Annotated in this window: 14 protein-coding genes, 1 tRNA gene and 1 pseudogene; 11 read left to right on the top strand and 5 right to left on the bottom strand. The window is 42.4% G+C overall.

Features of this window, described 5'->3' with window-relative positions:
- Positions 1-38: 38 nt before the first annotated feature.
- On the bottom strand, positions 39-626 hold the full coding sequence (gene clpP / locus LD39_RS04600; protein ID WP_035543385.1) for an ATP-dependent Clp endopeptidase proteolytic subunit ClpP: 588 nt from the start codon (positions 624-626) through the stop codon (positions 39-41).
- Positions 627-867: 241 nt separating this feature from the next.
- On the opposite strand from clpP, the gene LD39_RS04595 reads away from it, so the two are divergent.
- The 11 genes from LD39_RS04595 to LD39_RS04545 all read left to right on the top strand — a co-directional run bounded on the left by LD39_RS04595 (position 868) and on the right by LD39_RS04545 (position 10,226).
- Positions 868-943 (top strand) — tRNA-Arg (locus LD39_RS04595).
- A gap of 273 nt (positions 944-1,216) precedes the next feature.
- Positions 1,217-1,441, top strand: a complete 225-nt coding sequence (locus tag LD39_RS04590; RefSeq protein WP_035543382.1) for a hypothetical protein — start codon at positions 1,217-1,219, stop codon at positions 1,439-1,441.
- A gap of 50 nt (positions 1,442-1,491) precedes the next feature.
- Complete coding sequence (locus tag LD39_RS04585) at positions 1,492-1,725, top strand: glutaredoxin family protein (RefSeq protein WP_035543378.1); 234 nt, start codon at positions 1,492-1,494, stop codon at positions 1,723-1,725.
- Positions 1,726-1,877: 152 nt separating this feature from the next.
- Complete coding sequence (locus LD39_RS04580) at positions 1,878-2,906, top strand: sugar-binding transcriptional regulator (RefSeq protein ID WP_035543375.1); 1,029 nt, start codon at positions 1,878-1,880, stop codon at positions 2,904-2,906.
- 36 nt (positions 2,907-2,942) lie between these two features.
- Complete coding sequence (gene gap / locus LD39_RS04575; protein ID WP_035543372.1) at positions 2,943-3,950, top strand: type I glyceraldehyde-3-phosphate dehydrogenase; 1,008 nt, start codon at positions 2,943-2,945, stop codon at positions 3,948-3,950.
- A gap of 177 nt (positions 3,951-4,127) precedes the next feature.
- On the top strand, positions 4,128-5,309 hold the full coding sequence (gene pgk / locus LD39_RS04570; RefSeq protein WP_035543370.1) for a phosphoglycerate kinase: 1,182 nt from the start codon (positions 4,128-4,130) through the stop codon (positions 5,307-5,309).
- Between the two features lie 21 nt (positions 5,310-5,330).
- On the top strand, positions 5,331-6,092 hold the full coding sequence (gene tpiA, locus LD39_RS04565) for a triose-phosphate isomerase (RefSeq protein WP_035543369.1): 762 nt from the start codon (positions 5,331-5,333) through the stop codon (positions 6,090-6,092).
- Positions 6,085-7,623 (top strand): 2,3-bisphosphoglycerate-independent phosphoglycerate mutase, encoded by a 1,539-nt coding sequence (gpmI, locus tag LD39_RS04560; RefSeq protein WP_035543367.1) that lies wholly within the window; start codon positions 6,085-6,087, stop codon positions 7,621-7,623. Before tpiA ends, gpmI begins: the two co-directional genes overlap by 8 nt.
- Before the next feature lie 14 nt (positions 7,624-7,637).
- A complete protein-coding gene (gene eno, locus LD39_RS04555) occupies positions 7,638-8,924 on the top strand; it encodes a phosphopyruvate hydratase (RefSeq protein ID WP_035543363.1) in 1,287 nt (428 codons plus the stop codon).
- Positions 8,925-9,016: 92 nt separating this feature from the next.
- Positions 9,017-9,598, top strand: a complete 582-nt coding sequence (locus tag LD39_RS04550; RefSeq protein WP_035543361.1) for a YdcF family protein — start codon at positions 9,017-9,019, stop codon at positions 9,596-9,598.
- A gap of 16 nt (positions 9,599-9,614) precedes the next feature.
- Positions 9,615-10,226: a nitroreductase gene (locus tag LD39_RS04545; RefSeq protein ID WP_035543358.1), complete on the top strand. Its 612-nt coding sequence runs from the start codon at positions 9,615-9,617 to the stop codon at positions 10,224-10,226.
- 17 nt (positions 10,227-10,243) lie between these two features.
- Here LD39_RS04545 and ytzI read toward each other — a convergent pair whose 3' ends face one another.
- The 4 genes and pseudogenes from ytzI to LD39_RS22975 form a co-directional block, all read right to left on the bottom strand.
- Positions 10,244-10,408 (bottom strand): YtzI protein, encoded by a 165-nt coding sequence (gene ytzI, locus LD39_RS21970; protein ID WP_081988300.1) that lies wholly within the window; start codon positions 10,406-10,408, stop codon positions 10,244-10,246.
- A gap of 94 nt (positions 10,409-10,502) precedes the next feature.
- Complete coding sequence (ptsP, locus tag LD39_RS04540; RefSeq protein ID WP_035543353.1) at positions 10,503-12,215, bottom strand: phosphoenolpyruvate--protein phosphotransferase; 1,713 nt, start codon at positions 12,213-12,215, stop codon at positions 10,503-10,505.
- A gap of 4 nt (positions 12,216-12,219) precedes the next feature.
- The gene (locus tag LD39_RS04535; protein WP_035543352.1) at positions 12,220-12,486 is read right to left on the bottom strand and encodes a phosphocarrier protein HPr; all 267 of its coding nucleotides are present in this window, start codon (positions 12,484-12,486) and stop codon (positions 12,220-12,222) included.
- Between the two features lie 55 nt (positions 12,487-12,541).
- Positions 12,542-12,902, bottom strand: a pseudogene (locus LD39_RS22975) (PTS fructose transporter subunit IIA); the annotation flags it as partial.

Raw genomic sequence — 12,902 nt, 5'->3', positions numbered from 1 at the left:
GCTGTGAATACACAGCGGATTTTATCAGCTCAATTTGATTAGTCAGTTTTTTTATCCATTACTTTATCGATCAAGCCATATTCAACTGCTTCGTGTGCGGACATGAAGTTGTCACGATCTGTATCGCGTTCAATAACTTCTAATGGCTGACCTGTACGCTCAGCAAGGATTTGGTTCAGTTTTTCACGCATTTTAATGATTCGTTTCGCATGAATTTCAATGTCTGATGCTTGACCCTGCGTACCGCCAAGTGGTTGGTGGATCATTACTTCACTGTTAGGTAATGCATAACGTTTACCAGGTTCGCCGGCGTTAAGCAGGAAAGCACCCATAGATGCAGCCATTCCTGTGCAAATGGTTGATACATTAGGCTTGATGAATTGCATTGTATCAAAAATTGCCATACCAGCAGTGATCGAACCACCTGGAGAGTTGATGTACAAGGAAATGTCTTTCTCCGGGTCATCCGCAGCCAGGAATAGAAGCTGAGCTACTACGGAGTTGGCAATATTGTCATCAATTGGGCTTCCCAGCATGATGATCCGGTCTTTAAGTAAGCGGGAATAAATGTCGTATGCACGTTCTCCGCGGTTTGTTTGTTCAATAACTGTAGGGACTAAATTCATTGTGATTTCCTCCTTATCATCAATTAATTATGATGGAATATATTCATCATACAATTAAGGTCAGTAAAGGTCAAACAAAAACGATCGACCTTTTCCTCTAGTTTTCTTCTACCATCATTCCCTAAATTTATTTGTATAAACGTGCCGTACAAGAATTTTATGGAAGGTATTCTGTAAGTTCACTAAAAACTATTGCGTTTTTGTCGGTAAGTTACTATAATGTTACTTGCATGTCGTTTTTGCGCCCGTAGCTCAGTTGGATAGAGCGGTAGATTCCGGTTCTACGTCAGTCGGGGGTTCGAATCCTCTCGGGCGCGCTAGTTAATAAAAGGTCATCCCTCCATAGCGAAGGGTGACCTTTTTTGTTGTATTTTGTCGACAAATCTATTGAATTTATTATATTAATATAGAGATAAAGTGTGGTTACATCTATGTAATCTAGAATTTTTCGTTACAGAACCTTTACAAAATATGTACGGTGTTAAAGGTGTGTATGGTATTCTAATATAGTTTTATTGGGTTGGGTTCTTATGGTATAATAAATAAAGTTAATGAGGTGCTTTTCGCTTTTGTAAAGAAAAGGGGTATTTATGACAAACTTAATCCGTTACAAAATGTTGTCTACTGAACAAGTTATGGAAGGCAGACGGATTCATGTGTTCGACATGCAACATCAACAAAAGTTGTCCTTCAATTATGAATTATTGAAGCGGACTCCGAAAGATTATGCAGGCGAAGAGTTGGCGGAATTTTTACAGAAGAGAGAGTTAAAAATCGATAACGGATTTTATGACAAGAGGGGGCACGCATCTTAGGAGCGTGCTCTTTTTCATGCTAAAATGGGTGGAGACAAGGAGGAACGTTTATGAACAAAATCATACTATATAGAAAAGACCATTGTCCTCTATGTGAAGAGATCGAAAGTTTGATCGATTTGCTAGAACTTGACTTTTCCATTGAGCGTGAAGATGTAAATATAGAAAATGATGAACAACTTTTAGAAAAATATATGCTTGAAATCCCTGTGTTGGTTGTGAATGGGGAAGAATTGGATTACAGAAATATCGATTACTTTAATTTGAAAAAACGTTTACATTAAAAAAACAAGTGGATTACGCTTGCACCGGTCTACCCCCACTGTTAATATATAAGGTGAAAAAAGATATTTTTTTGCTCCAAGCGGGACAGAATATGACTGGCTGGGACATAATTTATCCCAGCATGTGGAATTACATTAAAAGGAGCTTTTCCATGAGAGCTTTGATCGACCTACAAAAGAAATTGTTCCCTGACGTCCTTGATGTTATGCAGCGACGTTATCAGTTGTTGTATCATATCCAAATTATGCAGCCTGTTGGTCGGCGTGCTTTAGCTGAAAGTGTTGAACTCGCTGAACGCACGGTTCGCAGTGAAGTAGATTTTCTCAACCGTCAAGGTGTGGTTGAAATTACTTCTCGAGGGATGCATCTTACCTATGAAGGGCAAAACATACTAGAGCAGCTAGCAGAATTTATTAAAGATGTAACAGGGATCAAGGTTTTAGAACAACAATTAAAGGATAAATTAAACCTAGACCATGTAGTTGTTGTTCCGGGTGATAGTGATGAGCTCGATTGGGTAAAACAAGATATGGGTAAAGCTTGTGTTCAGTACTTAAAAGAACGAATCCTGCCAGAACAAGCGATTGCCATTACGGGTGGCACAACCATGGCCGCAGTGGCTGAAATGATGACTCCCTTAAATAGCGCCGACAAATGCCTCTTCGTACCCGCACGAGGTGGACTGGGCGAGAGGGTTGAAAATCAGGCCAACACCATTTGTGCGGAAATGGCAAAAAAAGCTCGTGGAGATTATCGTATGTTATATGTACCCGATCCATTGAGTGAAGAATCCTACCATACGATTATCGAGGAGCCTTCGATAAAAGAATTACTTGATATCATTCGTAATGCTGAAATTGTGATCCACGGTGTTGGCGATGCTGTCACAATGGCCGAGCGGAGGAAGACCCTTCCTGAACAGATGGAGATCATTAAGAGTAACAACGCTGTTGGCGAGGCTTTTGGTTACTATTTTAATACCAATGGTGAAGTCGTTCATAAGGTCCGTACCGTAGGCTTACAATTAGAGGATTTAAAACTTGCGAACGATGTCATTGCTGTTGCAGGAGGCCGTTCAAAAGCACAAGCGATCGCATCTTATTTCCAGCCAGGACAGAGTAACGTCCTGATTACGGATGAGGGTGCAGCAGAAGAGTTAATAAAGGGTTTTTCCCTTTAAATATATTTTGTATATAATCCTAAGGAGGAATTTTACATGACTGTAAGAATTGGTATTAACGGTTTTGGGCGTATCGGACGTAACGTTTTCCGTGCTGCATTGAATAATAACGATGTTGAGGTAGTAGCGGTTAACGACTTGACTGATGCGAACATGCTAGCACACTTGCTTCAATACGACACGGTTCACGGCACTCTTGCTGAAGAAGTGACAACAAACGGTGACAACCTAATCGTAGGTGGCAAAGAAATCAAAGTACTTTCTGAAAAAGATCCAGCTCAACTTGGTTGGGGAGATCTGGGTGTTGATATCGTAATCGAATCAACAGGTCGCTTCACTCAGCGTGACGATGCGAAGAAACACTTGGATGCAGGTGCGAAGAAAGTTGTTATCTCTGCACCAGCGAAGCAAGAAGATCTTACAGTCGTAATGGGTGTTAACGAAGATCAGTACGACAAAGATTCTCACCACGTGATTTCTAACGCTTCTTGTACGACAAACTGCTTGGCACCATACGCGAAAGTTCTTGACGACAAGTTCGGACTTAAACGCGGAATGATGACAACTGTTCACTCTTACACGAACGACCAGCAAATCCTTGATCTTCCACACAAAGATTATCGTCGTGCTCGTGCAGCTGCTCAAAACATCATCCCAACAACAACTGGTGCTGCACAAGCGGTTGCTAAAGTACTTCCACAACTTGATGGTAAGCTTAGCGGTATGGCTATGCGTGTTCCAACTCAAAACGTATCCATCGTGGACTTCGTTGCAGAGCTTGATAAAGACGTAACTGCTGAAGAAGTAAACGAAGCACTTAAAGCAGAAGCAGAAGGTAACCTTAAAGGAATCCTTGGTTACAGTGACGAGCCACTTGTTTCTTCTGACTACAATGGAAACACGAACTCTTCTGTAATCGATGGTTTATCTACACTAACTCTTGAAAATAACATGGTTAAAGTTGTTTCTTGGTATGACAATGAAACTGGTTACTCCAACCGTTGTGTAGACCTTGCTGTTTATCTTAAAAACCAGGGACTATAATAAATAACCGTTCGAACTCAATCGAACTAGAATTATAAAGGAGGGGGTCTCATGTCCTCCTCCTTTATCCATGTTTTCATGGTTCCTGCTTCTAGGCGTTTCCATTGATGCATTCAGTGGAAACGTACATATGGGCAGGCGATAAACCTGACCACAAACCAAGGAGGTTGTCTTTTCATGAATAAGAAAACAATTCGTGATGTCGAAGTAAAAGGACAGACTGTTTTTTGCCGGGTGGACTTTAACGTCCCTATGAGCGGTGAAGAAGTTACAGATGACACAAGAATCAAAGCAGCGTTACCGACCATCAAGCATTTGACTGGAAATGGTGCGAAGGTAATTCTTGCCAGTCACCTTGGACGTCCTAAAGGCGAAGTTGTTCAAGAGCTTCGATTGGATCCAGTAGCAAACCGTCTAAGCGATCTACTTGGACAAATCGTTACGAAAACAGATGAAGTCTATGGAGACGAAGTGAACAAAGCTTTATCTGAAATGGAAAATGGAGATGTGCTTTTAATTGAAAATGTGCGTTTCCACCCAGGTGAAGAAAAGAACGACCCTGAGTTGGCTAAAGCATTTGCTGATATGGCAGACCTTTATGTCAATGACGCTTTTGGTGCTGCTCACCGTGCGCACGCATCCACTGCAGGTGTAGCTGAACACTTGCCAGCAGTCGCTGGTTTCCTTATGGAAAAAGAAATTAACGTGCTCAGCCAAGCTCTTTCCAATCCGGAACGCCCATTTACGGCAATCATCGGTGGTGCGAAAGTTAAGGACAAAATCGGCGTCATCGACAATCTTATCGATAAAGTAGATCACTTGATTATTGGTGGAGGCCTTGCTTATACCTTTGTGAAAGCTCAAGGACATGAAATCGGCAAATCCTTATTAGAGGAAGATAAGATCGACTTGGCGAAAGAGTATATGAAAAAGGCAGAAGAAAAAGGTGTACAGCTCCACATGCCTAACGATGTCATCGTAGCAGATGATTTCTCTGATTCAGCCAATACCAAAGAAGTAGCGATCGACAGCATCCCTGCAGATTGGGAAGCGCTGGATATCGGTACGAAAACAAGAGAGAAATACGCTGAAATCATTAAAGATTCCAAGCTTGTTATTTGGAATGGACCAATGGGCGTATTCGAACTTGAAACATTTGCAAATGGAACAAAAGCGGTCGCAAACGCACTTGCTGAAACCGAAGGCTATACCGTTATCGGTGGCGGTGACTCTGCAGCAGCCGTTGAGAAATTCGGTTATGCAAATGACATGGACCACGTTTCAACAGGAGGCGGAGCTTCTCTGGAATTCATGGAAGGTAAAGAACTTCCAGGTGTCGCTCTACTCAACGATAAATAATTAAGGAGAGGTGAAGTAGACATGCGTAAACAAGTAATTGCAGGAAACTGGAAAATGAATAAAACTCACCGCGAAGCGGAAGATTTTATTCAAACAGCTAAAAATGAAGTTCCATCTTCAAATCAGGTTGAATCCATTGTATGTGCACCATTCCCATTTCTTCAAAAGCTAGTTGAAGAGACGGAAGGCACAAGCCTTGAAATCGGTGCTCAAAACATGCACTTTGAAGAAAGTGGCGCATTTACAGGTGAAGTCAGCCCGGTCATGCTAAAAGAACTCGGTGTTAAGTATGTTGTTCTTGGCCACTCCGAGCGTCGTGAAATCTTCAAAGAAACCGATGAAGATGTAAACAAAAAAGTTCACGCTGCGTTTAAACACGGCTTGACTCCAATCATCTGTGTAGGTGAATCCCTTGAGCAGCGTGAAGCTGATCAAACGATGGATCATGTGGAATCTCAAGTGAAGAAAGCTCTTGAAGGTCTTACAAATGAGCAATGTGCTCAAACCATCATTGCTTATGAGCCGATCTGGGCGATTGGTACTGGACGCACTGCAACATCTGAACAAGCAAATGAAGTTTGTACTCACATCCGTGAAGTTGTCAGCAACTTCGTGAACGCAGATGCTGCGGATGCCGTACGTATCCAGTATGGCGGAAGTGTAAAACCAGCGAACGTTGATGAGCTTCTTTCTCAGTCAGACATTGATGGAGCTCTTGTAGGTGGAGCGAGCTTAGAAGCAGACTCTTTCCTAAAATTAGTGGAGGCAGGTAAGCATGAGTAAGCAAAACTTAGCCGCTTTAATTATTCTTGACGGATATGCCATTCGCGATGAAGAGTATGGCAATGCCGTTAAGCAAGCAAACACTCCTAATTTTGACCGCTATTGGGACAAGTTTCCTCACTCCCAGCTAACGGCATGTGGGGAAGCGGTTGGTCTTCCAGAAGGTCAAATGGGAAACTCTGAAGTAGGTCACCTGAACATCGGAGCAGGTCGAGTCGTCTACCAAAGTTTGACTCGTATTAACATGTCTGTAAGAGAAGGTGACTTCTTCGAAAATGAAGTCCTATTAAATGCTGTTCGTCAAGCTAAACAAAAAGATAAAGCGTTGCATATATTTGGTCTTTTATCTGACGGTGGGATCCACAGTCATATCAGCCACATGTTCGCGACTCTTGAGCTGGCGAAAAAGGAAGGCCTGGACAAAGTGTATATCCACGCATTCCTTGATGGCCGCGATGTGGGCCAGAAGTCTGCAAAAACCTATATCAAGCAAACTCAAGACAAGATTGAAGAAATTGGTGTCGGTCAACTGGCTACCATTGGTGGGCGCTACTATGCTATGGACCGTGATAATCGCTGGGACCGTGTGCAAAAGGCTTATGACGCAATTGCCTATGGAAAAGGTTCGACTTACAAGGACCCAATTCAAGCCGTTGACGATTCTTACAAAGAAGAAGTATACGACGAGTTTGTTGAACCGGTCGTATTAACTGACGATAACGATCAGCCAATAGGAAAAGTAGAAGATGAAGACTCTGTAATTTTCTTCAATTTCCGACCTGACCGTGCGATTCAAATTTCTCGTACATTTGCTAACGATGATTTTGAGGACTTCAATCGCGGCGATCAAGCTCCAAAAGATATTCATTTTGTTGGCATGACGCAATATAGTGACGCCGTAAACAGCAAAGTTGCTTTCCCTCCTAATGACTTGAAAAACACTGTAGGAGAAGTACTAGCTGATAACGGTATGAAACAGCTGCGCATTGCAGAAACTGAGAAGTATCCACACGTTACTTTCTTCATGAGTGGTGGACAGGAAGAGGAATTTGAGGGAGAAGAGCGCATCTTGATCGATTCCCCTAAGGTTGCCACTTACGATCTTAAGCCTGAAATGAGTGCTTATGAAGTAACTGACGCTTTGCTTGGTGAACTGGATGCGGATAAACACAATGCGATTATACTGAATTTCGCTAACCCTGATATGGTGGGCCACTCAGGTATGCTTGAGCCGACCATCAAGGCGATTGAAGCCGTCGACGAGTGCTTAGGCAAGATCGTTGATAAAATCCATGAAAAAGGCGGACACACCATTATTACAGCAGACCACGGCAACTCTGATGAGGTAACGACCCCGGATGGAGATGCTATGACTGCGCATACGACAAATCCAGTACCTGTGATCGTTACAAAAGAAGGAGTAGAACTGCGTGATGGCGGTATCCTAGGAGACTTATCACCAACTCTGCTTGAACTTCTCAATGTCAATCAACCAAAAGAAATGACTGGAAAATCACTAATTAAAAAATAAGGGAGAGATATTAAATGCCATATATTACAGACGTTTATGCACGTGAAGTCTTGGACTCTCGTGGTAACCCAACTGTTGAAGTTGAAATTTATACGGAATCTGGAGCATTCGGTACAGCACTCGTACCAAGTGGTGCTTCCACTGGTGAATACGAAGCTGTCGAACTACGTGACGGTGATAAAGACCGCTACCTTGGTAAAGGTGTAGAGAAAGCTGTAGAAAACGTTAATGAAAAAATCGCTCCGAAACTCCTCGGAATGGATGTTACTCAGCAAGTAATCATCGATCAACTAATGATGGACCTTGATGGTACTGAAAACAAAGGAAACTTAGGTGCGAACGCAATCCTTGGTGTATCCATGGCTTGTGCACACGCAGCAGCTGACGTTGTAGGACTTCCACTTTATAAATATCTTGGAGGTTTCACTGCATCTACACTTCCAACTCCTATGATGAACATTCTAAACGGAGGAGAGCACGCAGATAATAACGTCGACATTCAAGAGTTCATGATCATGCCTGTTGGTGCTCCAACGTTCAAAGAAGCGCTTCGTATGGGTGCGGAAATTTTCCATTCTCTTAAAAAAGTGCTTAAAAACAAAGGATATAACACTGGCGTAGGTGATGAAGGTGGATTCGCGCCAAACCTTCAGTCTAACGAAGAAGCGCTATCTACGATCATCGAAGCGATCGAAGAAGCTGGTTACAAACCAGACGAAGAAGTTAAGCTTGCGATGGACGTAGCTTCTTCTGAAATCTATGAAGACGGTAAGTACAACCTTAAAGGTGAAGGCGTGGTGCGTTCTTCTGAAGAAATGGTTGATTGGTATGAAGAGCTTGTTAACAAATATCCAATCATCTCTATCGAAGATGGTCTTGATGAAAACGATTGGGAAGGAACGAAACTTCTTACAGACCGTATCGGCGACCGTGTACAATTAGTAGGAGACGACTTGTTCGTTACAAATACTGAGAAGCTTGGCCGTGCGATTGAACAAGGTGTAGGAAACTCTATCCTAATTAAAGTGAACCAAATTGGTACTCTTACAGAAACATTCCAGGCAATTGAAATGGCGAAACGCGCTGGTTATACAGCTGTTATCTCACACCGTTCAGGTGAAACAGAAGATGCAACGATTGCTGACATCGCTGTTGCAACGAACGCTGGTCAAATTAAAACAGGTGCACCATCCCGTACGGACCGTGTAGCGAAGTACAATCAGCTTCTTCGTATTGAAGATCAGCTATTTGGAACTGCTGAGTACGCTGGTAAAAAAGCGTTCTACAACTTGAATAAATAAAAATTATGTTAAAAGCCTCTCTGAATGTTCAGAGAGGCTTTTTTCTATGGTAAGATGGTGGATAGACAACAAGGAGTAGGAGAGCAAGAAACATGAAACGAATACTACAATTTGTACTAATTATCGCAGTCGTCTATGCACTCTTTACTGGATACAGTCTATGGACATATGGGGAAGAAGAAAATATCCCAGAAGCTGATGCTGCTATCATTCTTGGGGCAGCCCAGTGGAACGGGAAACCGAGTCCTGTATTTGAAGGACGTCTGAAACAGGGAATAGAGCTTTATAAGGAAGATAAGGTAGACTATCTGGTATTCACAGGTGGAATGAGTAAGAACGCGGCTTCATCAGAGGCTGAGGTAGGAAAAAGGTACGCATTAGAACGTGGAATTCCTAAGGAAGATATTTTACTGGAGGACCAGTCACTCGTGACTGAAGACAATTTAGTTAATGCTCAAGAAGTGGCAAAAGACCAAGGGATCGACTCCTATCTTCTTGTCAGTGATCAGTTTCATTTGAAAAGAGCGGTAGGGGTAGCTAAGAGCAAAGGAATGAATGATGTAACAGGAGTTCCAACGAAATATTCCGCTTATGAAACACTAGAAACGAAGCTCCCATTCTTTTTTAGAGAGTGGGCCTATTTGATGGCGCATCAATTGACGAAGCTGTTTTAAAGGAGGAGAAAACTTTATGGATCTTCAGGAAGCGGTCTTAAATCGGCGTTCAATTCACGATTTCAAAGAAGATAATGTCGAACAAAGTACACTGAAGGAAGTTTTTGCAAAATCCTCCTTAGCCCCAACACATCGAATGAAACAGCCGTGGAATATTCTAATGTTTCAAGATAATGGGAAAGAAGACTATGCTGATTCGGTCTTGGAAAGTTATGAACGTGAAGGGTTTTTCTCGAGTAGTGATTGGGAAAGAGCTGAAAAAATGAAAACTGGAATAAGAAAGTTCCTTGTTCAAATCCCTCACCATGCTTTGGTATACATGGAGAAAGATAAGGACGCACATAAATATGAAGAAGATTATGCAGCGGTCTGTGCTTTTATTCAAAACGCGCAATTGCTTGCATGGGAAAAAGGCATAGGGGTTTTGTGGATGACGAGTCCCTACCTGGATGATCCACTTTTTGCAGATGCGATTGGTCTTGATCCCTCTTTGCATAAGCTTGTAGCTGTCTTACAAATGGGATATCCGCGCCAAATACCAAAAGCAAAGCCCAGGGTGCCTATCGATGAAAAATACGAATTACGATCAAATCATTTTAAAAAATATTCTATTAAAGAAAAAAGCTGACGTCCATTAGGGTGACGTCAGCTTTTATTATGATCGTTTTCTATATTCTCACTCTCAACATCATCCGGAAGCGGATCTACAGTATGCTTATAATCATATCCTTTAGAAACCGCAAAACCGAACATAGCAGCAATTCCCAAAACAATAGCGATACAGACAATCATGATAATCGTAAACGTCATGTGAACACTTCGCTTTCTTTAAAAGACGTGTGAAAGGCTCATCCAATCCCTTCACACGTCTTATTGTGCCACAAGTTTTTTGAGATTACTACATTTACTGAGTCTTTTCTTTAACAAAAGCGACAACTTCTTCAGCTGTACCCATAGATAAGATTTCATCTTTGTAAGAAGAAAGTTCTTTCTTAGAAAGGTCTCTGATCTGAGTACGTGCAGGTAAGATGGACGTTGCACTCATGCTGAATTCATCCAGGCCTAGACCAAGAAGAATTGGGATGGCGATTTCATCTCCAGCCATTTCCCCACACATGCCAGCCCACTTACCTTCTGCATGCGCTGCTTCAATGACGTTGTTGATCAAACTTAGAATTGCTGGATTATATGGCTGATATAAGTAAGAGACGCGTTCGTTCATACGGTCTGCAGCCATAGTGTATTGAATTAAGTCGTTCGTTCCGATACTGAAGAAATCTACTTCTTTAGCGAATTGGCGAGCAATGACCGCTGTTGCAGGGATTTCAACCATCATTCCGACTTCGATGTCATCAGAGACCTCGTGCCCTTCATTGGTCAAGTTATTTCTTTCTTCGTCAAGAATCGCTTTCGCTTGACGGAACTCTTCCAATGTAGCGATCATTGGGAACATGATTTTTAAGTTTCCGTGAACACTGGCACGCAATAGGGCGCGTAGTTGAACGCGGAAAATGTCGTCACGCTCAAGACATAGGCGAATGGCACGGTATCCTAGAAACGGGTTCATTTCATCTGGAAGATCAAGATAATCAAGTTCTTTATCACCGCCGATGTCAAGCGTACGAACAACGACTGGATTATCGCCCATTTGCTTTAGGACAGAAGAATAAGCATCATATTGCTCTTCTTCTGTTGGCAATTGGCTTTTACCCATGTATAAGAACTCTGTACGGTAAAGGCCGACACCTTCACCGCCGTTATTCAGCACACCTTCGACATCTTCTGGAGTACCAATGTTAGCGACAAGCTCAACATGCTCGCCTTCAGATGTAACGGTAGGCTCATCTTTCAACTTAGCCCATTCTTCTTTTTGCTTTTCGAATTCAACCTGCTTTTGTTTGTAAGTTTCAATTTGCTCGTCTGTCGGCTCAATAATGACATCACCATTGATTCCGTCAACAATGATCATGGTATCTTTCTCAGCTTGAGAAGTGATGTTCTTCGTTCCAACAACGGCTGGAATCTCAAGAGAACGTGCCATGATCGCGGAGTGGGATGTGCGTCCACCGATATCTGTTGTAAAGCCTTTTACAAACTCCTTATTCAGCTGAGCCGTGTCAGAAGGAGTCAAGTCATCAGCTACGATGACAACCTCTTCATTAATCAGCGCAGGATCAGGGAACGTTACGTTCAATAGGTGTGCCATGACACGCTTAGTGACGTCCTGGATATCTGCAGCTCTTTCACGCATGTATTCATTATCCATGTTCTTGAACATGTCAATGAACATATTCGCTGTTTCATGCAAAGCAGCTTCCGCATTTACGTTTTCCGCTTTGATTTTATCTTCGATCGGCTGAATAAGCTCTGGATCGCTAAGAACAAGAAGGTGAGCAGAGAAGATCTCCGCATGTTCATCACCTAATGATTTCTTCGTATGAGCTTTGATTTTTTCTAATTCAGATTTGGAAGTCTCAAGGGCCTCATGCAGGCGTTTTACTTCGTGTTCTGGTTGTTCAATGTTGTCTTTACTGAATGAGAGGTCTGGAGCCTCCAGACGGTACACTTTTGCGATCGCGATACCGCTGGAAGCTGCAATTCCTTGAAGCTGTGTCATTCGATTACTCCCCCAAGCTTTCGTTCTTCATAGTTGTTGCTAAGTGATCGATTGCTTCTTGCTCGTCACTGCCTTCCGCTGTGATTTTAACTTCTGCACCAGAAGGGATTCCAAGGCTCATGATACCCATGATGGATTTCAGGTTCACGGCTTTTTCTTTATAATGTAAGTTAATATCTGACTCGTACTTTCCTGCATTTTGTACAAGTACAGTTGCTGGACGTGCGTGTACACCATCTGAGGATGTAATTGTAAATGTTTTTTCTACCATTATTATTCCTCCTAAAAAAAGTATATATTTTTTGGATTACCCTAACTTTATTATTTTAAGCCTTTTCGAGGTCTTTTTTCAAGAATCCTACAATAATTGCTCCAAGAATTGACCCGGCCGCAATGGCTACGAGGTAAAGGACGATCTGCATAAATCCACCTTCTACCAGAGGTGCCACAATTATCCCGCCATGAGGGGCACGTAATCCGATTCCGAATAACATCGTCAGCATTCCTGCAAGGGCACTACCGGCAACCATAGAAGGAATGACACGGGCTGGATCGGCTGCAGCAAATGGGATCGCTCCTTCTGTGATGAAAAAGGCACCTAATGGATAAGCTGCTTTACCTGTTTCACGTTCTTGCTTCGTGAATTTGTTTTTAAAGAAAGTCGTAGCAAGTCCCATAGCAAGTGGT

It is taken from the genome of Halobacillus sp. BBL2006 (assembly GCF_000786645.1).
Classification (GTDB): Bacteria; Bacillota; Bacilli; order Bacillales; family Halobacillaceae; genus Halobacillus.
This window is presented reverse-complemented; position numbering and strand designations above follow the sequence as displayed.

Excerpts from the sequence above, each read along its gene's own strand:
- clpP (WP_035543385.1), bottom strand. The coding sequence starts at position 626 with ATGAATTTAGTCCCTACAGTTATTGAACAAACAAACCGCGGAGAACGT.
- LD39_RS04580 (WP_035543375.1), top strand. The coding sequence starts at position 1,878 with ATGAGAGCTTTGATCGACCTACAAAAGAAATTGTTCCCTGACGTCCTT.
- LD39_RS04535 (WP_035543352.1), bottom strand. The coding sequence starts at position 12,486 with ATGGTAGAAAAAACATTTACAATTACATCCTCAGATGGTGTACACGCA.
- LD39_RS04590 (WP_035543382.1), top strand. The coding sequence starts at position 1,217 with ATGACAAACTTAATCCGTTACAAAATGTTGTCTACTGAACAAGTTATG.
- pgk (WP_035543370.1), top strand. The coding sequence starts at position 4,128 with ATGAATAAGAAAACAATTCGTGATGTCGAAGTAAAAGGACAGACTGTT.
- eno (WP_035543363.1), top strand. The coding sequence starts at position 7,638 with ATGCCATATATTACAGACGTTTATGCACGTGAAGTCTTGGACTCTCGT.
- ptsP (WP_035543353.1), bottom strand. The coding sequence starts at position 12,215 with ATGACACAGCTTCAAGGAATTGCAGCTTCCAGCGGTATCGCGATCGCA.
- gpmI (WP_035543367.1), top strand. The coding sequence starts at position 6,085 with ATGAGTAAGCAAAACTTAGCCGCTTTAATTATTCTTGACGGATATGCC.
- ytzI (WP_081988300.1), bottom strand. The coding sequence starts at position 10,408 with ATGACGTTTACGATTATCATGATTGTCTGTATCGCTATTGTTTTGGGA.
- LD39_RS04545 (WP_035543358.1), top strand. The coding sequence starts at position 9,615 with ATGGATCTTCAGGAAGCGGTCTTAAATCGGCGTTCAATTCACGATTTC.
- LD39_RS04550 (WP_035543361.1), top strand. The coding sequence starts at position 9,017 with ATGAAACGAATACTACAATTTGTACTAATTATCGCAGTCGTCTATGCA.
- tpiA (WP_035543369.1), top strand. The coding sequence starts at position 5,331 with ATGCGTAAACAAGTAATTGCAGGAAACTGGAAAATGAATAAAACTCAC.
- LD39_RS04585 (WP_035543378.1), top strand. The coding sequence starts at position 1,492 with ATGAACAAAATCATACTATATAGAAAAGACCATTGTCCTCTATGTGAA.
- gap (WP_035543372.1), top strand. The coding sequence starts at position 2,943 with ATGACTGTAAGAATTGGTATTAACGGTTTTGGGCGTATCGGACGTAAC.